At 71.8% G+C, this 26,334-nt stretch carries 27 protein-coding genes and 1 pseudogene; 6 read left to right on the forward strand and 22 right to left on the reverse strand.

Annotated features, from left to right (window positions below):
* Positions 1-41: 41 nt before the first annotated feature.
* The 3 genes from AB0L00_RS32815 to AB0L00_RS32825 all read right to left on the reverse strand — a co-directional run bounded on the left by AB0L00_RS32815 (position 42) and on the right by AB0L00_RS32825 (position 3,688).
* Positions 42-620: a biotin transporter BioY gene (locus tag AB0L00_RS32815; protein ID WP_345365886.1), complete on the reverse strand. Its 579-nt coding sequence runs from the start codon at positions 618-620 to the stop codon at positions 42-44.
* Positions 621-844: 224 nt separating this feature from the next.
* Positions 845-2,482, reverse strand: coding sequence for a ribosomal protection-like ABC-F family protein (gene abc-f / locus AB0L00_RS32820; RefSeq protein WP_364440977.1), 1,638 nt, complete (start codon positions 2,480-2,482; stop codon positions 845-847).
* 309 nt (positions 2,483-2,791) lie between these two features.
* A complete protein-coding gene (locus AB0L00_RS32825; RefSeq protein WP_364440979.1) occupies positions 2,792-3,688 on the reverse strand; it encodes an SDR family oxidoreductase in 897 nt (298 codons plus the stop codon).
* A 444-nt stretch (positions 3,689-4,132) separates the two neighbouring features.
* Between AB0L00_RS32825 and AB0L00_RS32830 the strand changes: the two genes are divergently transcribed.
* The 3 genes from AB0L00_RS32830 (at position 4,133) to AB0L00_RS32840 (ending at position 6,227) form a co-directional block, all read left to right on the forward strand.
* Positions 4,133-4,777, forward strand: coding sequence for a helix-turn-helix domain-containing protein (locus AB0L00_RS32830; protein WP_364440980.1), 645 nt, complete (start codon positions 4,133-4,135; stop codon positions 4,775-4,777).
* A 3-nt stretch (positions 4,778-4,780) separates the two neighbouring features.
* Complete coding sequence (locus AB0L00_RS32835) at positions 4,781-5,158, forward strand: hypothetical protein (RefSeq protein WP_364440981.1); 378 nt, start codon at positions 4,781-4,783, stop codon at positions 5,156-5,158.
* 145 nt (positions 5,159-5,303) lie between these two features.
* Positions 5,304-6,227, forward strand: a complete 924-nt coding sequence (locus AB0L00_RS32840) for a hypothetical protein (RefSeq protein ID WP_364440982.1) — start codon at positions 5,304-5,306, stop codon at positions 6,225-6,227.
* A 318-nt stretch (positions 6,228-6,545) separates the two neighbouring features.
* Here the strand turns inward: AB0L00_RS32840 and AB0L00_RS32845 are convergent, their stop codons facing one another.
* From AB0L00_RS32845 to AB0L00_RS32855, 3 genes and pseudogenes are all read right to left on the reverse strand, one after another.
* The gene (locus AB0L00_RS32845) at positions 6,546-6,974 is read right to left on the reverse strand and encodes an ATP-binding protein (protein WP_364440984.1); all 429 of its coding nucleotides are present in this window, start codon (positions 6,972-6,974) and stop codon (positions 6,546-6,548) included.
* 74 nt (positions 6,975-7,048) lie between these two features.
* Positions 7,049-7,357, reverse strand: a complete 309-nt coding sequence (locus AB0L00_RS32850; RefSeq protein ID WP_364440985.1) for a hypothetical protein — start codon at positions 7,355-7,357, stop codon at positions 7,049-7,051.
* Positions 7,358-7,476: 119 nt separating this feature from the next.
* Positions 7,477-7,608: pseudogene (locus AB0L00_RS32855) on the reverse strand (integrase core domain-containing protein); the annotation flags it as partial.
* Between AB0L00_RS32855 and AB0L00_RS32860 the strand changes: the two are divergent.
* On the forward strand, positions 7,607-7,975 hold the full coding sequence (locus tag AB0L00_RS32860; RefSeq protein WP_364440987.1) for a DUF5753 domain-containing protein: 369 nt from the start codon (positions 7,607-7,609) through the stop codon (positions 7,973-7,975). The pseudogene AB0L00_RS32855 and the gene AB0L00_RS32860 sit on opposite strands and share 2 nt — an antisense overlap.
* A 23-nt stretch (positions 7,976-7,998) precedes the next feature.
* Here the strand turns inward: AB0L00_RS32860 and AB0L00_RS32865 are convergent, their stop codons facing one another.
* From AB0L00_RS32865 to AB0L00_RS32920, 12 genes are all read right to left on the reverse strand, one after another.
* Entirely contained in the window at positions 7,999-8,274 is a 276-nt protein-coding gene (locus AB0L00_RS32865; RefSeq protein WP_364440988.1) for a hypothetical protein, read from the reverse strand.
* 56 nt (positions 8,275-8,330) lie between these two features.
* Complete coding sequence (locus AB0L00_RS32870; protein WP_364440989.1) at positions 8,331-8,936, reverse strand: response regulator transcription factor; 606 nt, start codon at positions 8,934-8,936, stop codon at positions 8,331-8,333.
* Positions 8,937-8,968: 32 nt separating this feature from the next.
* Entirely contained in the window at positions 8,969-10,126 is a 1,158-nt protein-coding gene (locus AB0L00_RS32875; protein ID WP_364440990.1) for a sensor histidine kinase, read from the reverse strand.
* Entirely contained in the window at positions 10,126-10,869 is a 744-nt protein-coding gene (locus AB0L00_RS32880; RefSeq protein ID WP_364440991.1) for an ABC transporter permease, read from the reverse strand. Before AB0L00_RS32880 ends, AB0L00_RS32875 begins: the two co-directional genes overlap by 1 nt.
* A gap of 29 nt (positions 10,870-10,898) precedes the next feature.
* Positions 10,899-11,780 carry an ABC transporter ATP-binding protein gene (locus tag AB0L00_RS32885; protein ID WP_364440992.1) on the reverse strand — a complete coding sequence of 294 codons (882 nt, stop codon included), beginning with the start codon at positions 11,778-11,780 and terminating at the stop codon, positions 10,899-10,901.
* A gap of 80 nt (positions 11,781-11,860) precedes the next feature.
* A complete protein-coding gene (locus tag AB0L00_RS32890; protein ID WP_345365870.1) occupies positions 11,861-12,526 on the reverse strand; it encodes a response regulator transcription factor in 666 nt (221 codons plus the stop codon).
* Positions 12,523-13,635 (reverse strand): histidine kinase, encoded by a 1,113-nt coding sequence (locus tag AB0L00_RS32895; protein WP_364440993.1) that lies wholly within the window; start codon positions 13,633-13,635, stop codon positions 12,523-12,525. The genes AB0L00_RS32890 and AB0L00_RS32895 overlap by 4 nt, the downstream gene beginning before the upstream one ends.
* Before the next feature lie 442 nt (positions 13,636-14,077).
* Positions 14,078-14,659 carry a septal ring lytic transglycosylase RlpA family protein gene (locus AB0L00_RS32900; protein ID WP_364440994.1) on the reverse strand — a complete coding sequence of 194 codons (582 nt, stop codon included), beginning with the start codon at positions 14,657-14,659 and terminating at the stop codon, positions 14,078-14,080.
* A gap of 279 nt (positions 14,660-14,938) precedes the next feature.
* A complete protein-coding gene (locus AB0L00_RS32905; RefSeq protein ID WP_364440996.1) occupies positions 14,939-16,048 on the reverse strand; it encodes a ferritin-like domain-containing protein in 1,110 nt (369 codons plus the stop codon).
* A gap of 90 nt (positions 16,049-16,138) precedes the next feature.
* Complete coding sequence (locus AB0L00_RS32910; protein WP_364440998.1) at positions 16,139-17,005, reverse strand: NAD(P)-dependent oxidoreductase; 867 nt, start codon at positions 17,003-17,005, stop codon at positions 16,139-16,141.
* 78 nt (positions 17,006-17,083) lie between these two features.
* Entirely contained in the window at positions 17,084-17,833 is a 750-nt protein-coding gene (locus AB0L00_RS32915; RefSeq protein WP_364441052.1) for an IclR family transcriptional regulator, read from the reverse strand.
* Positions 17,834-17,975: 142 nt separating this feature from the next.
* A complete protein-coding gene (locus AB0L00_RS32920) occupies positions 17,976-19,037 on the reverse strand; it encodes a hypothetical protein (RefSeq protein ID WP_364440999.1) in 1,062 nt (353 codons plus the stop codon).
* Positions 19,038-19,527: 490 nt separating this feature from the next.
* On the opposite strand from AB0L00_RS32920, the gene AB0L00_RS32925 reads away from it, so the two are divergent.
* Positions 19,528-19,875: a hypothetical protein gene (locus AB0L00_RS32925; protein WP_364441000.1), complete on the forward strand. Its 348-nt coding sequence runs from the start codon at positions 19,528-19,530 to the stop codon at positions 19,873-19,875.
* A gap of 129 nt (positions 19,876-20,004) precedes the next feature.
* Positions 20,005-20,238 carry a zf-TFIIB domain-containing protein gene (locus tag AB0L00_RS32930; protein ID WP_364441053.1) on the forward strand — a complete coding sequence of 78 codons (234 nt, stop codon included), beginning with the start codon at positions 20,005-20,007 and terminating at the stop codon, positions 20,236-20,238.
* On the opposite strand, the gene AB0L00_RS32935 is transcribed toward AB0L00_RS32930, so the two are convergent.
* The 4 genes from AB0L00_RS32935 to AB0L00_RS32950 are packed head-to-tail and all read right to left on the reverse strand — an operon-like array spanning position 20,222 to position 26,244.
* Entirely contained in the window at positions 20,222-22,486 is a 2,265-nt protein-coding gene (locus AB0L00_RS32935; RefSeq protein WP_364441001.1) for an ATP-binding cassette domain-containing protein, read from the reverse strand. The genes AB0L00_RS32930 and AB0L00_RS32935 overlap by 17 nt on opposite strands.
* Positions 22,483-24,189 (reverse strand): thiol reductant ABC exporter subunit CydD, encoded by a 1,707-nt coding sequence (gene cydD, locus AB0L00_RS32940; RefSeq protein ID WP_364441002.1) that lies wholly within the window; start codon positions 24,187-24,189, stop codon positions 22,483-22,485. The genes AB0L00_RS32935 and cydD overlap by 4 nt, the downstream gene beginning before the upstream one ends.
* Positions 24,189-25,064, reverse strand: a complete 876-nt coding sequence (locus AB0L00_RS32945; protein ID WP_364441003.1) for a cytochrome d ubiquinol oxidase subunit II — start codon at positions 25,062-25,064, stop codon at positions 24,189-24,191. The genes cydD and AB0L00_RS32945 overlap by 1 nt, the downstream gene beginning before the upstream one ends.
* 13 nt (positions 25,065-25,077) lie before the next feature.
* Positions 25,078-26,244, reverse strand: a complete 1,167-nt coding sequence (locus tag AB0L00_RS32950) for a cytochrome ubiquinol oxidase subunit I (protein WP_364441004.1) — start codon at positions 26,242-26,244, stop codon at positions 25,078-25,080.
* Positions 26,245-26,334: the final 90 nt, after the last annotated feature.

Raw genomic sequence — 26,334 nt, forward strand, 5'->3', positions numbered from 1 at the left:
CCCCTGTATCGGGAGCCGGGCCCTCATCTCATGCGGGGGCGTCAGCGGCGGAGGAGCCGCCAGGCGCCGGGCAGCAGCCCGGCCGCGAGCGCGATCTTGATCGCGTCGCCGACCAGGAACGGCCGGACGCCCATCGAGAGGGCCTGGCCCAGGTCGCTGTGGGTCCAGGCCATCAGCCACGGCACCCCGACCGCGTAGATCACGGCGAGGCCGAGGGCCATCGTGCCCACGGTCCGCAGCGGCGACCGGTCGCCGCCCCGGGCGGCCAGGGCGCCCACGACGGCGCCCGCCAGCACGAAGCCGAGGACGTAACCGAACGACGCCATCCGCCATCCGGACGCGCCGTCGGCGAACCACGGTACGCCGACCATTCCGGCGAGCGCGTACAGCGCCATGGACAGGGCGCCGCGGCGGAACCCGAGCGCCGCGCCCGACAGCAGGACCGCGAACGTCTGGCCGGTCACCGGCACCGGCGTTCCCGGGATGGGCACGCTGACCTGCGCGGCCAGTCCGACGAAGACCGCCGCGCCGACGACCAGCGCGACGTCGCGGACCAGCCGGCCCGGCACCAGGTCGCCGAGGACGGCCGGACGGCTCGCCACAGCCTGCGAGTTGGACACGTAGAACCTCCCTTTCGAGGGTTATCGCGCTCATTGTCCCTTCCAGGACCGGCGATGAGCGCGCGGCGGCCCCGCCAAAAGATGGCCCCTCGGCTTTGTAACCGGTCCCCCTCGGGGACGGCTCGAGGTCTCACTCCCCGGCGGGCGCGCCCGTCTCGGGTCTCACTCCCCGGCGGGCGCGCCCGTCTCGGGTCTCACCCCCGGCGGCGCGCCCGTCCTGGGTCTCACTCGCCGGCGGGCGCGCCCGTCTCGAGCAGCCGGCCCTCCGACAGCCGCAGCCAGCGGCTCACCCCGATCTCGGCGAGGAACCGTTCGTCGTGGCTGACCACGACGAAGGCGCCCTCATAGGCGTTCAGGGCACTCTCCAACTGGCCGACGCTCACCAGGTCGAGGTTGTTGGTCGGCTCGTCCAGCAGCAGGAGCTGGGGCGCGGGTTCGGCGAACAGGACACAGGCGAGCGTGGCGCGCAGCCGTTCGCCGCCGGACAGCACCCCGACCGGAAGGTGCACGCGCGATCCCCGGAACAGGAAGCGGGCGAGAAGGTTCATCCGCTGCGACTCCGGCATCCCGGGCGCGTACGCCGCGAGGTTCTGCGCCACGGTGCGGTCCGGATCGAGCAGGTCGAGCCGCTGGGACAGGTACGCGACCCGGCCGTCGGCCCGCCTCGTCTCGCCGCCGTCCGGATCCAGCTCGCCGTTGACCAGGCGCAGCAGGGTGGACTTGCCGCCGCCGTTCGGCCCGGTGAGCGCGATCCGCTCCGGCCCACGGATGACGAGGTCGACGCCCTCGTCGGCGTAGATCGCACGATCTCCGTGGCGGACCTGCATCCGCTCGCCCAGGAAGACGGTACGGCCGGCCGGGACGTTAGTCTCGGGCAGCTCCAGCGTGATCCGCTGATCGTCGCGCAGCGCGCGGCTCGCCTCGTCCAGCCGCGCCTTGGCCCCGGCCACCCGCGTGGCGTGCGTCTCGTCCGCCTTGCCCGCCGACTCCTGGGCACGTCGCTTCCGCGCCCCGGCAAGGATCTTGGGCAGGCCGGCGTTCTGGAGGTTCCGCGCGGCGTTGCTCGCCCGGCGTTCGGCCCGCTCCCGGGCCTGCTGCATCTCCCGCTTCTCCCGCTTGACCTCCTGTTCGGCGGCGCGGATGTTCTTCTCGGCGACCTCCCGCTCGGCGCGTACGGCCGCCTCGTAGGCGGTGAAGTTCCCGCCGTGGAAGCGGACCTCGCCACGGTCGAGTTCGGCGATGCGATCCATGCGGTCGAGCAGCTCCCGGTCGTGGCTGACCAGCAGCAGGCAGCCCTTCCAGTCCTCGAGGACCGCAAAAAGCCTGCGGCGCGCGTCCAGGTCGAGGTTGTTGGTCGGTTCGTCGAGCATCAGCACGTCGGGCCGCCGCAGCAGTTCGGCCGCGAGGCCGAGCGACACGATCTGGCCGCCGCTGAGCGTACGCAGGCACCGGGCCAGGTCGACGTCCCCGAGGCCGAGCCGGTCGAGCTGCGCCTGCGTGCGGTCCTCGATGTCCCAGTCGTCGCCGACCGTGGCGAAGTTCTCCTCGCTGGCGTCGCCGGCCTCGATGGCGTCGATCGCGCGGATCACCGAGGCGACCCCGAGGACCTCCGCCACGGTCAGGTCACCGGTGAGGGGCAGCGTCTGCGGGAGGTAGCCGAGCACGCCCTCGACGGACACGGTGCCGCCGCCGGGCCGGTACTCACCGGCGATCAGCTTGAGCAGGGTGCTCTTCCCGGCGCCGTTCGGCGCGACGAGGCCCGTACGGCCACCGCCCACGGAGAAGGACAGGTCCTGGAAGACAGGGGTGTCGTCGGGCCAGGAGAAGGACAGGTTCGAGCAGACGATGAAAGCGTCGGACATGAGAGAGCCCTCGGGTCGAACGCGGGGCGCAACGGCCATCCGCAGGGGAACAGGGAAGGGTGAAACGACCGTTCGGCCACGTCGGCGGCGCTCCCGCGCGCCCGCCGGTGGCCGTCATGTCCGGGTATCAGCCGGAGATGTCGTCGTCACCAACCACGTCTGCACTCCCTGAATCGGGGCTACTCAGCCGTTACCATACCAGGCCTGTCACCGCCGACCCTGGCACTGAGCCGTGCGCAGCCCCCCACCTGGCGGTGGAGCTGTTGAGGGTGCTGACGGCCATCCGGAAGCGAGCGCCTGGCCTCGGCGCTAGTTCTCCTCCTCCTGAAGCAGGTCCGCGATGAGACCGCAGTGTGCGGGTTCCCAGCCGAGCAGGGCCCGGGTGCGTCGACTCGACGCGGGGGCATCGAGTCCGACGAAGGCGGCCAGGAAGCCGAAGTGCCTCCCGGCGTCTTCCGGCGCGACGGGCGCTGCGGGAACCCCCAGCCGGCGAGCGATGGCCGCGGCGATGTCCCGCAGGGCGATGCCCTCCTCGGCGACGGCGTGCAGCCGGGACCCCGCGGGCGCGGATTCGAGGGCGCGCAGGTAGAGGCGGCCGACGTCGCGTGTGCCGGTGGCGGGCCATCGATTGGTTCCGTCGCCGAGGTATCCGGCTACTCCCGTGGCCTGGGCGATGGCGATGAGGCCGGAGGCGAAACCGTGACGGCCGTGGCCGTGCACCGTCGGCGGCAGGCGGACGACCGAGGTCCGTACGCCCTGCTCGGCGAGCGCGATCACCCGGTTCTCCGCGTCGATCCGCGGCCCGCCGGGCCACACGTCCTGCTCGGCGAGCCGCCCTCGGAAGCCGGCGAGCATCAACCCGAGCAGTCCGTTCGTGCCGACGAAGGGCTTCCCCGTTCCCTGCAGAGCGGCGCCCATCGTCTCGATCGCGCGCAGGTCGGCGGCGGCCGCGCCGCCCAGGTCCCCCGAGCGCATCTCCTCGTTCTTGAACGCCAGGTGGATGACGCCGTCGGCCTCGCGGACCGCGGCGCTCAGGCCTTCGAGGTCGTCGAGATCGCCCCGCCGGACCTCGGCGCCGAGCGCCCGTACGGCCGCCGCCGACCGCTCGGAGCGGGCCAGCCCGAGGACGCTGTGACCGGCCGACCTCAGTTCGGGAATGACGGCCGAGGCGATGTGCCCTGAGGCGCCGGTGACGAATACCCGCATTGCTGGGCCTCCTTCGCGGCCGCGCCGAGGCGGCAGACGTCGCGCCGCCCGGTTCCTCCAGGTGAACGGCCTCCGTGGCATCCGGCCACGGGGCCTCCGCAAAACCCGTTGGCGGACCACGGCGACCATTGCTGCCTTTCCGGAGGCCGTGCGAGAGAACGAGGAGGTGGTACCCGTGAACGTGTCGACATGGGTGCTCCCCTCCGGGGTCGCGGTCGGACGGTAGGTCGTCCGGGGGCGCCGTTCACGAGCACTCCCGAAAGGCACGACCATGCATTTCACCTCTGAGCAGCGCCTCGACGACGGCGTCCTCGAACGCGAATTCACGCTCGGCGAGATCCCCGGCATCCTGCGGACACCGCCCGTTCGTGTCGCTGAGGGGAGGCACGTCCCTTGGCGAACTATAAGACCGATCGGTCGGTTTTATAGTGTACCGTCGGCGTCATGGACGGCGAGGAGCGGCGAGACGGCCGCCGGCTGCGGGGACGGCGCACCCGGGAGGCGGTTCTGGACGCCGCCGTGACGTTGGCCTCGGTGCACGGTCTGGAGGGGCTGTCGTTCGGGCGGCTCGCCGAGCATCTCGGCACGAGCAAGTCCGGGTTGTTCGCCCACTGGAGGGACAAGGAACACCTCCAACTGGACGCGATCGACTGGGCACGCCGCCAATGGACCGACCGCGTCATGGCCCCCGCCCTGCGCACGCCGCCCGGCCTGCGCAGGGTCTTCGCGCTCCACGAGGCACGGCTGGCCTTCTACGCCGATGGCGTGCTGCCCGGAGGCTGTTTCTTCCTCGCCGCGCAGACGGAGTTCGACGACCGGCCCGGCGCCGTCCACGCCAAGACGGCCGAGTCGCTCCACGACTGGCTGGAGTTCATCCGGTCGCTGATCGAGGAGGCGATCGCCCTCGGCGAGCTCACCGACCGGGTCGATCCCGGCCAGCTCGCCTACGAGATCGACGCGCTGGGCGAGTCGGCGGTGGTCCACGCGCGGCTCGTCGACCACCAGGTCACCTTCGCCCGCGCCCGCCGCGCCGTGCTGGACCGGCTACGCGCCAACGCCACCGATCCCGCCATCCTCCCGGAGGACTGAACCGTGCTGAGAACGAGCTGGACCCCTGGCCCGGCCACCCCGGACGGGCAGGTGCTCGTCAGTGTCACCGCCTTCACCGCGAACCACCTGTGGGAGATGCCGGGGATCTACCGGGCCGGCACCCGGCTGGCGCGGTTGTGGCCGACCCTCGACGGCGCCGTCGGCCACTGGCTGTGGGCGGAGCCCCTGCGGCGCAGGTCGGGATCGGTCTCCGTCTGGCGGACCCGGCAGGCCATGCGCGACTTCGTCGCCCTGCCGGTCCACCGGCAGATCATGCGCACGTACCGGAACCGCGGGACGCTGCGGTCCACCACGTGGACCATGGCCGATCCGGAACCACCCGAGGTGTGGCGCCAGGCGATGGAGTTCCTCCACCGTTAGCGGGAGCCGATCACCTGGCGCGGTTCCGCCGTTCGAGTGGCGGATCGACGGTCCCCCAGCACGGTCTCGGTAGTGCCGGTCATAAGGGCCGGCATCTCCGCCACTCGGCGGAGGGAGAGACAACGCAAAGGGAACCCTCATGGGTATGAACAGCGAAGTCCCGAAAGATCGGTTCGAGGGCGTCATCTCGCGCTTGCGCGACGACGCTGCTCCCGCAGGATCGGATCGGGGCACAGAGACGGCGACCGTGCGCGTACGGGAACGCGACGGCGTGGCGCTCGAACTGGCGACATGGCAACTCGCGGAGCTACAGCGCGAGGCACCGGAGCACGTCGCCGACCTGGCCCGCCAGTGCGTCGAACTCATCGACGCCCGGCACGCGGCGTGGTTCGCCGAGACCCGGGCGCAGGCCTTCCTCGACGCGGCCAGGGAGATGCTCGGCTGGTTCACGTGGGTGCCCAGTGGACTGGACTGGGCCTCCGGCAGGGTGAGCACGCAGCTTCCCGGCCATCCGAAGAACAGCTTTCTGGCATGGCTCATCGAAGGCGGACCCGAACCGGGACGGTCGGCCAAGATGAACTGCTGGGAGGCCCACATGTACATCGCCTACTGCGCCGGCTTCGTCGGCGAGGCGTGGCTGAGGCGGATCCACGTCAACGCGCACGCCGCCGCCAAGGCCGCCCGCTACGGCCGCAGGTACTACACGAGCCTGATGGAACAGATGTGTCCCAGCGAGCGGAGCCGGCTCGAGGTCGACCCGGTGACCAAGATCAGCACGCCCGACATCCCGGCGGGGTCTGTGATCTTCATGGGCGGGCCGAACCACGTGGTGGTCAGTCGTGGCACCCGGGACGACAGGGGCCACCAGGAGGTCGTCAGCCACTGGGGCTGGGGACTGCAGAAGACGACGCTGGACAAACTGATCGAGTGGTACGACATCATCCGGGCGATGAAGGCGCTCGACGACGTCCCGGCCGTGCTCTTGGCGCGGAACCCGGACATCCCGGTCTTCCGCCCGCTAGTCATCGAGTTCGCGACGCCAATCTGGATGCTCCGGGACGTCCGCTGAGTCGTCACACCGGGTAGACCGCATCGACCAGGCGCACCGGCGTGAAACCCGATATCGCGACTGTGCCGACGGCCGTAACGCCGGCTGACGTCACTGACGGTGATCTGTTTCCCGGGCTCCTCACATCGAGGAGCCCGGGAAAAGCGCGTAGCGGCCGCCGTCCTGCACGGATAGGCCCCATCTCGCGACGCGACCCGGACCTTGCCGTCGTTATCGCCGGGCCGAACGCGACGATCCGGACGTCTGGCCGGCCACACCGACGGCAACCTGTCCACACTGACGGCAATCACAGGCGCAGGCGCTGTAGGCCGTGGGGCGTCAGGAGGCTGACGGCAGCAGGCTTCCGTCGATGACGTCGAAGGTGGCGCGTACGGTCTTGCCGGGTTCGGCGGGGTGGACGGTGACGCGGGCGAGTTCTTCGGCGATCCACAGGCCGAAGTGGCCGACCTCGCCGGGGAGGTCCTGTACGGGCAGTTCGGGGGAGGCGTCGGTGACGTCGATGACGACGGCCACCTTGTTCCCGCTGCGTACGGTGAGAGCGAGGGTGACAGGGGCGGCGCCGTGGGCGATGGCGTTGGTCACCAGTTCGCTGGTGACCAGGACGACATCCTCGACCAGGTCGGCATCCCAGCCCAGCAGGACGGCAGCGGCCAGGGCGCGGGCGGTGACGACGGCGTAGGGGTCGCCGTCGAGCCGACAGGACCATTGTTTCTCGCATGGAGTGCTGCCGCTGCAGTTGGGAGACATTTCACGGACCTCCGGGAGGTGTCGGCGACCGCGGCGACCCGGCGTCGGGGGAAGGCCGTGGCCGCCGCGGTGGCTCATTCACGGTTCGGGCAGCCGAGGACCTGGGTGATGCGGGCGGCGGCGATGTCGAGGTTGTCGACGTGGGCGATCCGGTCGCCGAACGACCAGCAGAACCACCACAGCCCCGCCTGATCCTGGCGCAGCGCGAGGTCGTCGTTCAGCGGCGGCGCGAGCGGATTCACCACCCGCAGTAACGCCGCCTGCCCCTCGGAGGTGAGGATCCGCGCGTACCACCCCTCCGCTCGCAGTCGTTCGGCGAGCTCTTCCAGGACTTCGACGCGTTTTCCGAGCGCCCCGCCGGTGCTGGATGAAGCAGATGCCATGAGTGCTCTTTTCGTGTGTTCGAAGAAATGAGAAGTGGAGTCGTCTGCTACAGCTGAGATCGCTTGTGAACAGGCGATGGGACACGGCGCACATATCGATATTTCACCGACTGGGCACGCTAGGTGTATTGACCCGCAGGGTTGTTGACGCGGGTGATGGGTGGTTTGCCGCCGAGTGCGGTGTGGCAGCGGTGGTGGTTGTAGGTGTGGAGGAAGTCTGCCAGGGCAGCGGTGCGGTCTTCGTTGCTAGTGTCTCGCCTATGGGCGGTGATCGACGAAGCCGCCATCCGGCGCATTGTCGGCAGCCCGAAGATCATGCGCGAGCAGTTGTATCGACTCATAGAGGCCGCCGATGAGGGCAGGACGACGATCCAGGTGGTTCCGTTCCGTGCGGGGGCGCACGCGGGAACGACGGGGCCGTTCGTCATCTTGGGATTTCCACGGCCGACCGATCCCAACGTGGTCTACATCGAGACTCTTCCCGGCGATATCTATCTCGAAGATCCCGAGGACGTTACACTCTATATGGTCGCATTCGACCGGCTCGTCGCCGCGGCCCTGTATCCCGTTGAATCACTAGCGCTCATCGAGCAGGTGGCCGGCGATCTTCCCGAGTAGCGCAGAGAGACAGAAAAATATCCCTAAAGCCCGAACTCTCCGGCGATGCATGGCGGAAGAGCAGCAAAAGCAGCAAAAGCAGCCAAAATGGCAACTGCGTCGAGGTTGCCGTGGTGCGCGGATAGGTTAACCCTGGGGCGTACGGAACGCTCGGTGAATGCCGCCAGCTCCGGCTCGCGGACAGGGTGGGCCAGGGCGACTCGGGCGGCTATGGCGGCGGTATCCGAGAGTTCGGTACGCCCGCCGCGAGCGATGCCTTCCAGGCCATCCACCCCAGGTTGGATGGCCTGGAAGATCATCTACTCCGGCATACGGGCCGGACGGGTGGCCGGTTCACGCCGTCGACGCGGAAGATCTAGAGCCAGCCCTGGCGCTGGGCGGTGCGGACGGCCTCGATGCGGTTGCGGGCGCCGGTCTTGCGGATCGCCGCGGACAGGTAGTTGCGGACCGTTCCCTCCGACAGGTGCAGCTTCCGCGCCACGTCGCCGATGGTCGAGCCGTCGGCGGCCGCGGCCAGCGCCTCGCGCTCGCGCGGGGACAGGGGGTTCGGGCCCGCGCTGAGCGCGGCGGCGGCGAGGGCCGGGTCGATGACGCGTTCGCCGGCCAGCACACGCCGGATCGCGGCCGCCAGCTCGCGCGCCGGGCTGTCCTTGACCAGGAAGGCCGACGCGCCCGCCTCCATGGCACTGCGCAGATAGCCCGGACGGCCGAACGTCGTCAGGATGATCACTCGGCAATCCGGCAGGGCCTTGCGCAGCGCGGCGGCGGTGTCGATGCCGTTGCGGCCGGGCATCTCGATGTCGAGCAGCGCGACGTCGGGGCGCGTCCGCGCGGCGACGGCCAGGGCCTCGTCACCGTCGGCGGCCTCGCCGATCACCTCGATGTCGTCCTCGAGGCTCAGCAGGGTGGCGAGCGCGCCACGCACCATGCCCTGATCCTCGGCCAGCAGTACGCGAATCATCCCGTGATCCTTCTCGATACCCGATGACCTTCTCACGCGGTCGGCGCCGGCGCGTCCAGGGGAGCGCGCACGATCAGCCGGAAACCGCCGTCCGGGCCCCGGCCGGACTCGACCGACCCGCCGGCCAGCGCGACCCGTTCGCCGAGCCCCGTCAGGCCGTTGCCGCCGACGCCCGGAGAGCCGCCGTCCGCCGCCGGGCCCGCCCCGTCGTCGCTGATCTGGAGGACGGCGTCCGCGCCGACGCGGGTCACCGAGATGTCGGCGGTACGGGCGCGGGAGTGCCGGACGATGTTGGTGACGCCTTCGCGGACCGCCCAGGCGAACAGGTCGTCCACCCCGTCCGGCAGGGGCGTCCCGGAGGTGCTGATCGCCGGCTCGATCTCCGCGGCGACCAGTACCCCGCGGGCGTTGTCCAGTTCTTCGGCGAGGTCGCGCCGCCGGTAGCCGCTGACCGCCGCGCGGACGTCCGTCAGCGCCTGCCGCGCGACCGTCTCGATGTCCTTCATCTCACCGAGGCTCCTGGCCGGGTCGCGGTCGGCGATGCGCACCGCGACCTCGCTCTTCAGGACGATCAGCGACAGCGTGTGGCCGAGCAGGTCGTGCAGGTCGCGCGCGATCCGCAGCCGCTCCTCGTTCGCGGCGAGCCGGGCGACCTCGCCGCGCGCCTCCTGGAGCTGCGCGATCAGGATTCGGCTGCCCCGGAAGCTCAGCATGATCAGGCTGATGGTGAACGTCTGGAAGGTCAGCAGGAACACCGTGCCGCCCGAGACATGGGTGATCTCGCAGAGCGCGAAGGTCAGCGCGGTCGCGGCGAGGACACCGCGCATCGCCCACGCGGGCGGCAGCGTCATCGCGTACCCGACGCCGAGGTAGATCGGCAGGCCGGCCCACTCCCCACCGAACAGGAGCGGGTAGCCGACGGCCATGGCCGTGACGATCCCGAGCAGGACCCAGGTGCGGCGGGTCGTCTCCCCGGACCAGACCCGGTTGCCGGCGGCCAGCGCGAGAAAGGTTCCCACGAACGTCAGGAGCGCGACGACCGACACCACGATGCGGGCCGTGGAGCGTTCGTGACCCAGGTCGGCAAGCGGCCAGATGAGCAGGTAGACCATGCCGATCGATATCCCGACGAGACGGCGCCAACGGGAGGGGCTCGCCCCGTTGGCGCCTTCAGGGAAGAAGGGGTTCATCAGGACCGAACGGTAGCGCGGCGGTAGGCCGCGATGGCCAGAACTCCGAGGACGACCGCCCAGCCGGCGAGGACCAGGCCGTCGGAGGCGGCCGGGACGTGCCCGCCGGCGGCGCTCCAGCCCAGCTTGGCGAATCGGTTGGACGGCAGCCAGTGGGAGACGTCGCGCAGCGCCTTGGGCAGCGAGTCGACCGGCATCCACAGGCCGCCGAGGATCGAGAGGCTGAAGTAGCAGGCCAGGGTGACCGGGTGGGCGGCGTCCGCGCCGACCAGCGAGCCGATCAGGGTGCCGAGCGCGGCGAACGGCAGCGTGCCGAGCCACATGAGGCCGACCATGGCGGCCCACTCACCGGGCGACAGGTGCACGTGCTGCGTCAGCACGCCGGCCAGCCCGACCAGGATGATCGACGGCAGGGCCAGGACCATCGACGCGAACGTCTTAACCGTGATCACCGCCCAGGGGCGCATCGGGGTCACCTGGAGCTGCCGCAGCCAGCCGCTCTGCCGCTCGCCGGCGAGGCGGGCCCCCGTCGTGGTCAGCGCGGCCCCGACCGCGCCGAACGAGGCCATCGCCACCAGCAGGTACGTCCGGGCGTCGAGGCCGGTGCCGGCGACCGTACCGGAGCCCTTGCCGAAGGCGTTGGACCAGAGGAGGTAGAAGGCGACCGGGATGGCCATCGTGAAGAAGACGAAGCGCCGGTCGCGGAACATGCGCCGGATCTCCAGGGCCAGGTAGCGAAGCATCGCGCGCGTCCTTTCGGGTTCTGGAGTGGTCAGCGGTCGTGGGTCAGGGAGAGGAAGGCGTCCTCGAGATCGGCGCCCTTGACCTCCAGGTCGCTGACCCGAAGGCCCGTGGCGTACAGCGCCTGGACGGTCGCGTCCGGGTCGGTGGTGCGCAGCCGGGCGATCGCCCCGCGCACGTCGATCGCGCTGACGCCCGGCAGCGCGTCCAGGCCGGCCGTGGGCTGGTCGCCGATCGTGAACCGGACGGTGCCGGTCCCGACCGCCGCCTTGATCTCCTGCGGGCTGCCGTCCGCGACGACTCGGCCCCGGGCGATGACGATGACCCGGTCGGCGTTCTCGTCCGCCTCTTCCAGGTAGTGGGTGGCGAACAGGACGGTCCGGCCGGTGGCGGCGTACTCCCGCATGCTCGCCCAGAACGACCGGCGGGACTCGACGTCCATCGCCGCGGTGGGCTCGTCCAGGACCAGGAGCCGGGGCGCGCCGGCGACGGCGATCGCGAAGCGCACCCGCTGCGCCTGTCCGCCGGAGAGCCGGTCGGCCCGGCGCCCGGCGAGGTCGGTCAGGTTCGCCAGCGTGAGGATCTCCGCCAGCGGCATCGGGTCGGGGTACAGGCCGCGGACGAAGGAGACGACCTCGCGGACGGTCAGTCCGGGGACGAGGTCGCCGTCCTGCAGCATCGCCCCGACCCGGCCGCGCTTGACCGCGGCGTCGGGCTCGTCGCCGAAGACGCGGATCTCGCCCGCCGACGGCCGTACGAGACCGAGCAGCATTCCGATGGAGGTGGACTTGCCGGCTCCATTCGGGCCGAGCAGCGCGACGGTGCTGCCGGCCTCGATCGTGAGGTCCAGGCCCTCGACGGCGCGGACCGATCCGTAGCTCTTGGCGACCCCGGTGAAGGCGATGGCGTTCATGTCAAGAACGTTAGATTCGTGCCGGTCAGCGCCCTAGTGTGCTCGATCCTGGCTTCACGATGACATTTGTCATCGCCGGTTCAGGGCCGGGGCCGTACGAGCCCCTGGTCGTAGGCGAAGATCACCAACTGCACCCGGTCGCGCGCGTGCAGCTTCGTCATGATCCGATGGACGTAGGTCTTCGCGGTGGCCGGGCTGAGGTGCAGCTTGGCGGCGATCTCCTCGTTGGTGAGGCCGTACGCGATCTGCAGCAGGACCTCCCGCTCCCGCTCGCTCAGCACCTCGAGATCCTTGCCGCCCGGCTCCGGCTGCTGCGGCTGCGCGACGAACTCCTTGATCACCCGGCTGGTCAGGCCCCGGCCCAGCAGCGCCTCCCCCGAGGCGACCACCCGGATCGCCTCCAAGAGGTCGTCCGGGTCGGTGTCCTTGAGGAGGAACCCGCCGGCCCCCGCCCGCAGGGCGCCGAAGATGTACTCGTCGTGCTGGAACGTCGTGAGGATCAGGACGTGCACGTTCGGCAGCGTGGGGTCGGACGTGATCCGGCGGGTGGCCTCGATACCGTCCATGCCGGGCATCCGGATGTCCATGAGGGCGACGTCCGGCACGGTGGCGCGGGCCAACTCGACGGCCTGGGTGCCGTTGGCCGCCTCGGCCACGACGTGCATGTCCTCGGTCGAGTCGATCAGCATACGGAACCCGGCCCGTACGGTCGTCTGGTCGTCGGCCAGCAGGACGCGAATCGTCATGCGGATGCCTCCTTCAGCGGCAGACGCGCGTGCACGCGGAAACCGCCGCCGGGCAGCGGCGTGGTGTCCAGGCGGCCGCCGGTGGCGGTGACGCGTTCGCGCATGCCCTGGATGCCGATTCCGCCGCCCTCGCCGGGCGTGACCGGAGCGCCGTCGTTGACGACGGAGACGTCCAGGTGATCGTTCGAACAGCCGACCGCGACGACGACCTTGGTGACGTCCTTCGCATGCCGGCTGATGTTGGTCAGGCTCTCCTGGACGATCCGGTACACCGTGAAGCCGATGATCGCCGGGATCTGCCGGTCGCATGCGTGGCACTTGTACGTCACCGGCAGGCCGCTGAGCTTGGACTGCTCGATGAGCGGCTCGAGGTCCCCGATGCCGCGTTCGGGGTTCTTGAGCGGAGCGGTGCCCTCGCGGAGCAGGTTCAACGTGCTGCGGATCTCCCGCAGGGCCGAGTTGCTGATCCCGCTGATCTGCTTCAGGGAGTCCCGGCCCGTGGACGGATCCCGGTCGATGATCCGGGAACTCACCGACGACAGCACGTTGATCGACATCAGCGCGTGGCCGACGATGTCGTGCAGTTCCCGGGCGATGCGCACGCGTTCCTCCGCGGCCCTGCGTCGTGCCTCCTCCTCGCGTTCCCGCTCGGCGCGTTCGGCCCGCTCCTCGACGTCGCGGACGTAGAGCTTCTGGGTCCGCACCCAGGCCCCGGCGAGGACCGCGAACACCACCCAGCCGAGATCCTGGACGTTGTGCAGGGTGTACGAGGGGATGGCGCCGACCATCTCGGAGACGATGAATCCGATGAGGATCGTGCCGACCGCCGCGGCCAGCGCCATGCCGCGGGAGCAGTAGCGGCCGACCGCGTACAGGGCGACGAAGGCCGCCGGGGTCATCGGGTACGACCACCGCAGCAGGAACGCGAGTATCGCGGTGAACAGCAGGACGCCGGCGAGTGTCACCAGAGGGAGGCGTTTCTTCGCCAGCAGCAGGGTCGCGCTGGCCGCGCTCAGCGGTACCTGGATCCTCAGATCCCTGTTTCCGTAAATGAACAGGATCGACATAGCGAAGATCCCGACCGACAGGATGACGTCGGCCGGAGTCACGAATCTCCCGGCCCGCACGGTGGAGCCCCTCACAGCCACATTCCGATCATCGGTCGATACTTGTCTCGGCAACCCCAAAAAACGGCAAAGCCGCAGGTCAACCGGGGGTGTACGCGGAAGTGTCAACCAAGGGTGGACGGAATGCCCTGTCCCTCTCACATAGCGTAGCTACTGCAAGAACACGGACCACCTTAAACGGCCGACGCGTCGTGATGAATTGGGGGATTCAACGGGGGACACGACGCGACGGCCGGATCCGCAGGCCTTGGATCTGTACCCGTCCAGGCTGCGAAGGTGAACGCCCGCGAGCTGTGCTTCTTTGGGGGAAGGGGCCGGTCGCGGGCGTTCACTCATTCCCAGGGCCCGTCGGCCTCCGTCCCAGGCTCCGCCAGGGCCCGCCGGCCCCGTCCGGGGAGCCCGTCGGCGCTCGTTCCAGGGTCCGTCAGACGCTCGCCAGCACTTCGTACCGGACCGGGATCACTCCGGAGAGGACCCCGCCGATCGCGCGCATCGCCGCCGTGGACAGGTCCAGGCACCGACCCGGGACGAAGGGCCCCCGGTCGTTGATCCGCACGATGACGGACCGGGCGTTGCTCAGGTTGACCACCCGGACCCGCGCTCCCATCGGCAGCGTGCGGTGCGCCGCCGTGAGGGCCTCCGGGTCGTACGGCGCGCCGCTCGCGGTCGCCGTGCCCGCTCCGTAGAACGACGCCTCGCAGCTACCGCGGTCCAGGACCCTGGGCCGCGGCGCGCGGCGGGTCCGCTTCCGAGCCGTGCGCTGCCGCGCGGGCCGGGCCCGGACCGGGCCGCGGCGCAGAGCCCGGCTCACCCGCCCGGGGGCCTGCGGCGGGGCCGCGGGGACGGCCGCCGCGCCGACGTCCGCCCGAGGCGCGGATCGGCCGGACCCGATCAGGGTCGCGACGGTCGCGGCGAGCGTCGCGGCGGCCAGCCCGGCGGCCGCGAGCAGGCCGGTACGGAGGTGTGCGGATCGGCGAGTCTGGCGATGTCGGCCGGAACCACCCACAGAACGTCCTTCGGTAGGGGACAGGGCATCGGGCGCCGACCGGAGTTCCGGCCGGCGCCCGGACGGCGCGGAACACCGAGGTCCCACGCGCAAGTCCCCGACGATAGGGGGCGACGGACCGTGACCACGCGTAACTCGCCGTTTTCGGTGGGTGTTCCGCCGCCCTAAGGCCTGTCCGGTGGATCTTGTGACGCTCTATGGCAGGCGGGCGGACCGGCCGGAGCCGCACGCATTCCTTGCCGTCACAGACCGACCGACACGTGATCCACCGGTCACGACCTAGTCGGTCGCGGCGCCCTCGGCGATCGCCGCGTGCACCTCGGCGTGGCGTTCGGCCAGCTCCTGTTCGTGCTTGGCCCGGTCCAGGTCCTCGGCGATCTGCTCGTCCTGCTTCATGAGCTGGACGAGGTCGCCCTTGGCGGCGTCGAGCACACCCATGTCGGCGTACGCCTTCTGCACCTTGTCGCCCCACAGGCCGATGTCGCGGACGCACGGGACGATCCGGCTGAACAGCAGCGACTGGTAGAGCTGGTACACCGAGCCGTTGTCGACGTAGTCCATGCACTCCTTCACCGGCATGCCCAGCGTCTCGAAGATCTCCTTGCCCTTGAAGCGGTCGCGCATCAGGTAGCAGCCCTCGACGACGAACTCCTCGCGCTCGGCCCGCTCCTTCTCGGTGAGCTCGGAGTAGTAGTCCTTCAGCGCGAGCCGGCCGAACGCGACGTGCCGCGCCTCGTCCTGCATGACGTACGCGAGGAGCTGCTTGACCAGCGGGTTGGTCGACATGTCGCGGTAGAGGCCGAAGGACGCCAGGGCCAGGCCCTCGATCAGCACCTGCATGCCGAGGTAGGGCAGGTCCCAGCGGCCGTCGGTGAGCGACTCCTCCAGGAGCTTGGCCAGGTCCTGGTTGATCGGGTAGTACATGCCGAGCTTCTCGTCGACGAACTTCTTGTACAGCTCGACGTGCCGGGCCTCGTCCATGACCTGCGTCGCGGCGTAGAACTTGGAGTCCAGCTCGGGCACGGACTCGACGATCCGCGCCGAGACCGTCAGCGCGCCCTGCTCACCGTGCAGGAACTGGCTGAACAGCCACGCGCCCTGGTGCCTGCCGAACTCGTCGCGGGCCTCCTGCGGCATGCGCTCCCAGATGTCGGAGCCGACGAGCGGGTTGAACTCGTCGGGGAACCCGGCGACGTTGTTGACGTCGACGGGGATGTCCCAGTCGATGCGCTTCTGGGCGTCCCACTGCTTGTCCTTGCCCTTCTGGTACAGGGCGAGCAGGCGGTCCCGGCCGTCGTCGTACTCCCAGGTGAACCGCGCCGCGCCTGCGGCGGGTACGTCCCAGGTGCCGTCGGGAACGGGGATCGTGTAGCGGTCGCGCATCGTCATCGGGGGAACCTCCCGAGGGACCCGAGGGGGATCGGCTTTACATTTGTTGGTAGCACGTAAAGCAGGCCCCGTGAAGGTCGTTCCCGATATTCACTCCGAATCGGAGGGACGAGCGGCGTAGTAGACGGCGGCCATGTCCTCGTTCCCGTGACCGAGCTCGACCGTCCGCCGCAGCTGATCGCGTACGGCCTCGGCCAGACGAGGCTCCGCGCCCGCGGCCCGCCCGGCCGACGCGACCAGACCGGCGTCCTTGGCGGCGCCGACCGCCTTGAAACTCGGCTGGAGCTCCCCGGACAGGATCGCCTTGCCCTTCAGCTGGGCGTACTGCGAGTCGAGCGAGCCGCCCGCGATCGTCTCGAGGAAGAGCCGCGGATCCAGGCCGAACGCCTCCGCCAGGGCGATCGCCTCGCCGGTGGCCGTGGTCAGCGCGAGCACCCAGCTGTTGAGCACCAGCTTCAGCCGGGAGGCCTCGGTGCCCTCGCCCACCCAGACCGTACGGGAGCCGATCGCGTCGAAGACCCGCTCCGCGCGCTCGTCCCGGGGACCGGCGGCCAAGACGATGAGCGCCGCGTCCTCGGCGGGCTTGCGGGTGCCGAGCACCGGGCAGTCGATGAACGTCACCTCGCGCCGGTGGGCCAGGGCCGCGAGACGGTCGGCGGCCTCGGCCCCGACCGTGCTCAGCTGCGCCCAGACCGCGTCCTCCTCCATCGCCGGAAGCACGCCGGCCATGACGTTCTCGACGGCCTCGCCGTCGTGCAGCATCGTGACGACGACGTCCGCGCCGTCGGCGGCCTCGGCGGGCTCGTCGCACACGCGGGCGCCGTCGGCGGCGAGCGGCTCCGCCTTGGCCCGGGTGCGGTTCCACACGCGTACGGCGTGTCCGGCGCCCAGCAGGTTGCGGGCGATCGGCTCGCCCATGATTCCGGTTCCGAGTACGGCGACGGTGAGATTGTCCATGGCGTCTCCTCTACCCGGGCCGTCGCGCGCGATCCGAGTCGGCCCGGCATTTCCGACCACTGCGTTACAAAGGGGGCTTCAGGGGGAGAGGCGCCGGGCGAGCTGCCCGGCGGTGCGGCGCATGATGGGCACGACGTCCTCGATCACCTCGTGGGTGAGGCGACCGTGCGGCCCGGACACCGAGATGGCGGTCAGGGTGGGCGTGTCCGTCACCGGTACGGCGACGCAGCGCACCCCGATCTCCTGCTCCTGCTCGTCGAGGGCGTAACCGCGCTGCCGGATGCGCGCCAGCTCCTCCAGCAGCGCCGCCGGATCGGTGATGGTGTGCGGCGTGTACGCGGGCATGCCGGTACGGGCGATGATCTCCCGGACCACCGGCTCGGGCAACTGCGCCAGCAGGGCCTTGCCCACCCCGGTGCAGTGCGGCAGGACCCGCCGGCCGACCTCGGTGAACATCCGCATCGAGTGCCGCGACGGCACCTGCGCGACGTACACCGCCTCATCGCCCTCCAGCAGCGCCATGTTGGCCGTCTCGCCGACCTCGTCGACCAGTTGCGCGAGCGCCGGGCGGGCCCACGAGCCGAGCAGGCGCTCCGAGGTCTCCCCGAGCCGGATCAACCGCGGACCGAGCGCATACCGCTTCGACGGCCCCTGCCGGACGTACCCGCGGTTCACCAGCGTCCGCATCAGCCGGTAGATGGTCGGCATCGGCAGCCCGGACACCTCGGCGAGCTCGGTGAGGGCCAGCTGACCGCCCGCGTCGGCCAGATGCTCGAGCAGCTCGAACGCGCGCTCCAGCGAGCGCACGCCCGACGTGGATCGCTCCACCGGCGGTTCCCCTTCGGGGAGCGCCGTCGGCGGGTGAGCGGACGGCACTACCGGCTCCTCGGTCGCCACGCGGACTCCTCTCGACACCTGACGGAAGTGTAGAAAGAACGTTTCGCTTCGCCGAAACGCTCACCGGCCGTGGTTACGCTCCGCGATCGTGCGGTAGTAGTGGGGAGATCGCCTCACGGGCTCCCGGCCCGTCCCCCCGGAGGCCGACAGGCGTTTGTGGGGGTACAGCTGTGAAGGCGGTGTCCAGGACGGTGCTGACCGCCGTCGGTACGGCCGCGCTGACCGTTCCGGTGGTCGCGTGGCAGGTCCCGCTCCCGGAGTCGGCCGTGCCCGCCTCCGCCCTGCTCGGACCCGCCGCGCTGAGTGCGTCGGCGGCGCCGGTGCGGGACGTACGGGTCGACGCCTCCGTCGCGGTCGCCGCGGTGACGCCCGGAATGGTGGAGTACACCGTGCTGGTCAGGCCGATCGGCGGTCCGGCGCTCGGAGTACGGCTGGTGCTGACGACCGAGGCGCCCGCGAGCTGGGAGCCGCCCGCGCCGTCCTGCGCGGCGAGCGGGTCGATGACCGTGCTCCGCTGCGACCTCGGCGACCTGACCACGGCGCGAACGCTCCGCGTGCGGGTACGGACGGGCGAGTCCTCTCGGGGGGAGCCGCCCGTCACCGCCGAGGTGAGCGCGAGCAACGCCTCGCAACGGTCGGTGACCTTGCTGCGGACCGTCCTGCCGTCCGGCCGTGCCCGGCCGGCCCCGACGGTCTCGTCCAGCACGGTCTCGTCCAGCGCCGCGCCGGCAGCGAGCCCGTACGCCCTCGGTGCCGGGTCGGCCTCCGCTGCCCCGCCGGCCGACGGGACCGCGATCGCGCCGTCTCCCGACGTGTCGCCACGGCAGGCCGCGTCCCCCGGCATGGCCGGCGTGATGTCACCGCCGGCACCGGCCAAGGCGGGCGCCGCCGCCGTGTCGCCAGGGCGGCAGGCCGGGTCACCCGGTATGGCGGGCGTGTCGTCACCGGCGGCGCCGACGAAGGCGGGCACCACCCCGTCCGTACGGACCCCGGCGACCGCCTCGCCGTCCGCGTCCCTGCGGACCGCGCCTTCCGGATCACCCTCCTCTGGCTCGGCATCCGGCCCAGGAACACCGTCGATCGCCGCGTCACCCGGAGCCTCGATGACCGCCGGGTCACCGGCCGGGCCGGGCACCGCCGGACCGTCCGGCGTTCCGGGCGCTTCCCGGCCGACCGGTGGCACAGGGACACGGAACGCCGCGCCCAAGACGGCGCCAGGGCGGACACCACGTCTCTCCGGCGCGGGGCGTCGACATGGAGCACGTCCCGGGCCCGGTACGCCGGCCGGAGCCCACGGTGCCGAAGGATCCGCCACCGGCCCGTCCCCGGCCCGGCCTCCGGCCCCAGGCCAGGCTCGAACTCCGGCTTCCGCCTTGGTCCCCGGTCAGGCTCGGACCCCGGCTTCCGTACCGGTCCCCGGTCGGCCTCAGGGCGAGCCGGCCACAGGCGGAGCGGCGCGGCCGTCCACCAAGGGCGGCTCGTCCGCCAAGCACGCGCAGCCGCCTACGGCGGACGGCCCTGCGGTTCCGCCGGCTCGACCGGCCGAACTCGGCGGACCGATCGGCGCGGCGGGCGCGGGGGCCGGAGTCGGGCCCCAGGACGGGCCGGCGGCTCCCGCCGCTCCGGTGGCGGGCGCCGGCGGGCGGCCGTCCGCCGGCCCCACGACGCCGGTGCTGCCGAGTGTCGCGCTGACCCCGACGGCGATGGCCCCCCGGTCCGAGGGGACGTCCGAGCTGACGGCCGTCACGCCGACCGGCTCGCTCCGGGAGGGGCGGCGGTCCTGGACGGCCGTACTCGGCGTCGCCGTGGTCACGGAGGCGCTCCTGCTGTGGCTCGCCGGTCTGGTGATCGTGCGGCGGGCTCAGATCACGCTGCCGCTCTGGAGAGGAAGCCGGGAACGGAGACCGGGAACGGGAGCCGGGCCGGACCCGGCGGGACCGGTCCGGCCGAAGACGTTGGGACCGACCCGCTGAAGCCTTCCTTCCGAAAACCTCATGATCGTATAGGCGTCGCGCGAAAAACGTTCCCTCTTACGGCGATCGTTATTAGTCTTGCTGATCGCCGAATTCGTTCACAGGGGAGCCGCAATGGCTGTGACGGGGATGACGTGTCCGAAGTGTTCCGGCGAGTGGGACGTTCGGGAACGCAATGGGGTGATGATCGAGGAATGCGTCGGCTGCCACGGCGTCTTCCTGGACCGCGGGGAGCTGGATCGACTGATCGACGCCGAGAGCGACTACCTGGCCAATCTCGACGCGGACACCGACTCCGCCGGGTCCTACCACGGTCGGCACCGGCGGGGGATCATGCACCAGATCTTCACGCCGGTGGAATAGCGCTGCTGATGCTCGGGTGGTTTTCGGCCTCCCATAGATCCCGATAAGGGCCGGGCCTTTTCGCGAGGTGGCGGTGGGTGCCGCGCTGAACGATCCGGCCCCGGTCGAGCACGACGATCTCATCGGCGGCCGCGAGGGGTGCCAGCCGGTGGGTGACGAGCACGACCGTGCGCCGGTCGGTGAGCAGGTCGGCGACGATCCGGTCCGCGGTCACGAGGTCGAGGCCCTCGGTGGGCTCGTCCAGGACGAGCACCGGCGGATCGGCCAGCAGCGCGCGGGCGAGCAGCAGCCGCTGCCGCTGCCCGCCGGAAAGCCGGGTGCCGCCGACCGGGGTGTCCCAGCCCTCGGGCAGCGCCGCGATCCAGTCGAGCAGCCCGGCCCGGCGCGCGGCGTCGGCCGCCTCGGCCTCGGTGGCACCGGGCCGGGCCAGCGTCACGTTGGCCCGGATCGAGGCGTTGAAGACGTGCGCGTCCTGCGTGAGGCCGCGGACGGTCGCCCGTACGGCGCGCGGGTCGTGGGAGCTCAGCGGCGCGTCGCCCAGCAGGACCGCGCCCTCGGGGCGCACCTCGCCGGTCATGACACCGAGCAGGGTGCTCTTGCCCGCGCCGCTCGCTCCGACCACGGCGATCTTCCGCCCGGCCGGGACGCGCAGGTCGACTCCGTCCAGCGCCGGCACGGACCCGTAGGCCACCCGGACCCCGCGCAGTTCGATGACCGGGGCCGGGACGAGAGCCGAGACCAGAGCGGGAGGCGAAACCGGGACCCGAGCGGGAGGCGAAACCGCGGCCGAGACCGGAGCGGGGGCCGAGACCGGGGCCGGGGCGAGAGCCGGGGCGGCAGCCGAAACCGGGGCGGTAGCCGAGACCGGGGCGGGCCCAGGGGAGGTAGCCGAGACCTGGATCGGAGCGGCAGCCGAAACCGGGGCCGGAGCGGGAGGCGAAACCGCGGCCGAGACCAGGGTCGGGGCGGCAGCCGAGACCGGGGCCGGAGCGGGAGGCGAAACCGCGGCCGAGACCAGGGTCGGGGCGGAAGCCGAGACCGGGGCCGGGCCGGGGGCGGAGGCCGCGAGTGGGGCCGGTGCGATCACCGGGCGTGGGTGCGATCGGTCACCGGCCCGCAGCAGGTCGAGCACGCGGCGGGCGGCGGGCCGGACCTCGGACAGCCGCCGGGCGGCGTCGGCGACGGGCAGTACCGCGTCGACCGCGGCCAAGGCGGTCAGCGTCAGCACGGTGACGAGAACACCGTCCGCGCCGTTCCGTCGCGCCGTCCAGAGCACGGCGAGCACGGTCGCGCCCTGAAGGGCCGCGCCGAGCGCCGCGACCACCGCTTCGACCGTCCCGGCCCGCCGCTCCAGCCGGGCCAGCCGGGCGGCGGCGGCCTCGGCACGGGCGACGAATCGCTCGGTCGCGCCGAACGCCGCGAGGTCCACCGCACCGCGATCCAGGTCGAGGCCGTGGACCGCGAGGTCGGCGCGGGCCTCGGCGGCCCGGCGGGCGTCGGACCGTGCGGTGCGGGCGGCGAGGGCGGGCAGCGCCGCACCGGCGAGCACGACACCGGCGGCCAGCACCGCGCCGGCCGCGGGCAGCAGTAGCGCCGTCATCGCGATCGCCGCCAGACCCGTGAGCCACGACACCGAGGCGGGCAGCACGCAGCGCAGCAGCAGATCCTGGACGGCCTCGACGTCGGCGACCATCCGCTGCACCGCGTCCGCGTCCCGTGGTGCCGGCCGTGGTGCCGCCCCGGCCGGGTCGGTGGAGCGGCGCAGCGCCTCGTAGACGCGGACGCGCAGCCCGGCGAGGACGCGGAGTGCGGCGTCGTGGCCGACGAGTCGTTCGGCGTACCGAAGGACGCCCCGGAACAGCGCGAACGCCCGTACACCCACGATCGCCAGGGCGAGCGCGGACAGTGCCGGGTGCTGTCCCGCCCGCGCGATGAGCCAGGCGGCGGTCGCGGTCAGCGCGACCGCGCACAACTCGGCGCTCGTCCCGGCGGCCACCGCCCCGGCCAGGCGGGGCACCTCCCGGCCCTCGATCAGCCCGCCCACCTCCCGTGCCTTGACCAGCGCGCTCCCCTCCCCGCTCGCGGTCGACCCGCGTCCATTCCGGTCCTTGCGCAACCCGCGCCGCTCCGGTGCTCTGGTCGGCTTGTTCCCCTCGCGGTCCCGGATCGGCCCGCGGCCCTTCCGGTCCTCGATGGGCTGGGGCATCTTCCACGCCTGTCCGTCCCGCCGTGCCCGCACGCCGATCACGCGTACACCTCCCGCCCGGTCAGGTGGAACACGCGGTCGGCGATGGACAACAGCGCCGGACGGTGCGCGACCAGCAGCGCGGTACGCCCGTCGAGCAGCCGGGCGGCCGCGTCCGCGACCGCCGCCTCGGCGGCCAGGTCGAGTCGCGCGGTCGGCTCGTCCAGCACCACGATCGGCGCGTCCATCAGGTAGGCGCGGGCGATCGCGATGCGCTGCCGCTGCCCGGTGGACAGGCCGAGACCGCGCTCGCCGAGCGGCGCGTCGTACCCGCCCGGCAGCTCGGCGATGAACTCGTGGGCGGCGGCGGCCTCCGCGGCGGCCCGTACGGCGTCGGCCCCAGCTTCGGGACGGCCGAGGCGGATGTTGTCGGCGACCGTGCCGGCGAACAGGTGTGGGCGCTGCGGCACGTACGCGACGCGGCTGCGCCACGCGGTCAGGTCGAGCTCGTCGAGGCCGACGCCGTCGACGCGGATCCGGCCTCCCTCGGGGTCGAGGAAGCCGAGCACCGTCCGCAACAGGGTCGTCTTGCCGGCGCCGCTCGGACCGGCGAGCGCGACCCGTTCGCCCGGCTCGACGGTCAGTGACAGGCGGTCGAGGACCGGTGCGTCGGCCCCGGGGTAGCGCACGACCAGGTCCTCGACCTCGATCCGCGCCGCCCGTCGCTCCGCCACCGTTCGGACCCGTTCCGTCGCCGTCCGGGCCGGTTCCGCCGCCGCCGACGGGGCCCACTCTGTCGCCGTGCGGGCCGGTTCCGTCGTCCACGGGGCCTGCTCCGTCGTGGACTTCCGTCCCGTCGCCGGGCCGGTCGGCTTCGCCGCCGATTCGGTCTGCTCCCTCGTTGGGAACGAGCGCGGACCGCCGCCTGGTTCGGCGAGGGTCTCCGTCACCTGGTCGAGGACGGCACGTCCCTCGGCGGCGGCGTGGAACCGGGTCCCGAGGAGCCGCAGTGGCAGGTACGCCTCCGGTGCCAGCAACAGGACCAGCAGCGCCGTCCGCAGGTCGATCGAGCCGTCCAGCAGCCGGAGCCCGGCGGGTACGGCCACGAGCGCGACCGACAGCGTGCCGACGACCTCCAGCACGAAGGAGGACAGGAAGGCGATGCGGAGGGTACGCACGGTCGCCCGCCGGTGGCCGTCGGCCATGGCGCGGACCACCTTCGTCTGCGCCTCGTCGCGGCCGTACGCCCGGAGCGTCGGCAGCCCGGCGACGACGTCGAGGAAGTGCCCGCCCAGCCGGTGCAACGAGCCCCACTGCCGCCGGGTCGCCTCCTTGGTCCGCCACCCCACGAGCGCGCCGAACACCGGGATGAGTGGCAGCGTCACCGCGATGACCAGCGCCGACGGCCAGTCGGCGACCGCAAGCCGTACGAGCACGACGACCGGGACGATCGCGGCGGCGTAGCGCTGGGGGAGGTAGCCGGCGTAGAAGGCGTCGAGTGCGTCGAGGCCGCGACCGAGCAGCGTGACGTCCACGGCCGGTCCCCGGCCGGTCCCGGCTCGCAGGAGCCGGTGGCGCAGCTCCTCCTTGCGCCGTGCCGCCACCCGCCGGAACACGCTGCCCTTACCGGCGATGAGGACGGCGCGGCCGGCCACGACCACGGCCAGGGGCAGCAACGTCGCGCTCCCGGCCAGCACCCGGGACAGCAGGTCGGCCTGGGCCGCCACGAGCACGCCCTGCGCGAGCGCGAAGAGGATGTAGGCCATCACAGGTACGACGGCCGTTCGACCCGGCCGCGGAAGATCCACCACACCCACGCCTGGGCCGCGACCAGGACCGGGACCAGCGGACCGGTGACCGCGAGCGTCAGCGTGGCGCCACCCGTCAAGGAGACGTCCGGCAGGTTCAGGCCGCCGAGAACCGGCACCGCCGTGATCGCCAGCGCGGAGGCGGCGAGCGCCCACCCGTCCCGCGCCCGGCCTCCCGTACCGCCGGGCCGTGCGAGCACGCCCCACACGGCGGCCAGCACCGCGGCGAGCGCGACCGCGAGGGGCGCCGTCCTCCCGAGCTCGCCGGCCCCGGCGCCGACGGCGCAGGGCACGCCCGCGAGGAGCGTGATCCGGACGACCCACCGCGCCATCGCGCGCGGTGCCTCGCCGCCGAGCCGTACGACGGCGAAGACGGCGCCGTGCAGCGCGAACAGGCCGCACGTCGTCACCGCGAACAGCGGTCCGCCGCCGCCCAGCAGCACGCCGATCGCCACACCCCAGGACGCGGCGACACCCCAACTGCCCGCGACGATCGCCGCGTCCCAGATCTTCCGCCAGACCGGTCCCTCGCGGCGTCCTCGCAGCCACAGCCCCATGTCCCGGAGCATCCAGGCGCAGACGAGGACGACCAGCGCGCCCCAGACCCGGCCGAACAGGTCGGCCTCCAGGACGGGGAACAGCGCGGTCAGCAGACCGGCGGAGGCGACCAGCCACACCTCGTTCCCGAGGAAGAACGGAGCGATCGCCGCGAGGGTCAGCCGCCGGTCGCGGCCGAGGAACGGCAGCAGCATGCCCACGCCGATGTCGGCGCCGGCCAGCACGAAGTACCCGACGACGAAGAAGCCGAGCAGGAAGAACGCGAAGGTGTCCACGATGCGCTCCGGATCAGAAGGAGGGGACGGGCTCGGACGGGGCGGCGATCTCGGACCGGCCGAGCGCGGCGGCATCCGGGCCGCGGCGCGCGTACCGCCGGAGCAGCGCGATGTTCACCACGACGAGGGCCGCGAACAGGACCGTCACTCCGGTGACCGCCGCGAGCATCGCTCCGTGGCCCATCGGGCGTACGGCGTCCTCGGTGCGCAGCACGCCGTAGATCAGCCAGGGCTGGCGCCCGGTCTCGCGGTAGATCCAGCCGGCGAGCACGGCCACGTACGGCAGGGGCAGCGTCACCGTCACGACGCGCAGAAAGATCCGCCCCCGCAGCAGCCAGCCGGTGAACGGCAGCTTCACCAGCGCCATGAGGGCGACGACGAACATCCACGCCCAGGCGGCCATCATCACGTCCGCGCTGAGCCCGCTCAGGGGCCGCACACCCCCGTCGTCGTGCACGTAGGGGAACTGGACGCCGCCGAACGCCGCCGTCGGCAGGACGGCGAGCAGGACCGAGACGAGGCCGATCCGCAGCGACCGGCGGTAGAACTCCGGTTCGCGGGAGCGCAGCAGGTGCCAGGAGCTCACCGCGGCCATGAAGAATCCGGCGGTCAGGAACGCGCCGGAGAGGACGTGCCCGAGCGGCAGTAGCGCCGCCGGATTGGTGAAGAGGGCGCCGGCGGAGTCGACGCGCAGCTCACCACCGGACCGCACGTATCCGACGGGATGGTTCAGGAAGCCGTTCGCGACGAGGATGAAGTACGCCGACGCGTACGCGGTCAGCGTGACGATCCAGATCAGCGCCAGGTGGGCGTGGCGGTTGAGCCGGTCCCACCCGAAGATCCACAACCCGAGGAACGTCGACTCGACGAAGAACGCGACCAGTGTCTCCATGGCGAGCGGCGCCCCGAAGACGTCCCGGGCGTGATCCGTCAGTCCCGGCCAGTTCAGCCCGAACTGGAACTCCATCAACAGTCCGGTGACGATCCCCACCGCGTAGTTGATGACGTACAGCTGACCCCAGAACCGCACCATCCGCAGGTGGACGGCACCGCCCCCGAACACCGCCCTCGTCTGGACGATCGCGACGAGCGTCGCGAGGCCGAGCGTCAGCGCGACGAAAAGGAAATGCGTGCCCGCCGTGAGGGCGAACAACGCTCGGGCGAGTGACAGGGTGCTCAACGATCCTCCAGGTCCGGTCGCGGTCTTCATGCGACGGGGCCCGTGGAAGCTCCCCGGGCCAGGCACCCTGCAAGCAAAGTCGATCAGGTG

The sequence above is a fragment of the Actinoallomurus sp. NPDC052308 genome (genome assembly GCF_040679195.1).
GTDB classification, from domain to species: domain Bacteria; phylum Actinomycetota; class Actinomycetes; order Streptosporangiales; family Streptosporangiaceae; genus Actinoallomurus; species Actinoallomurus liliacearum.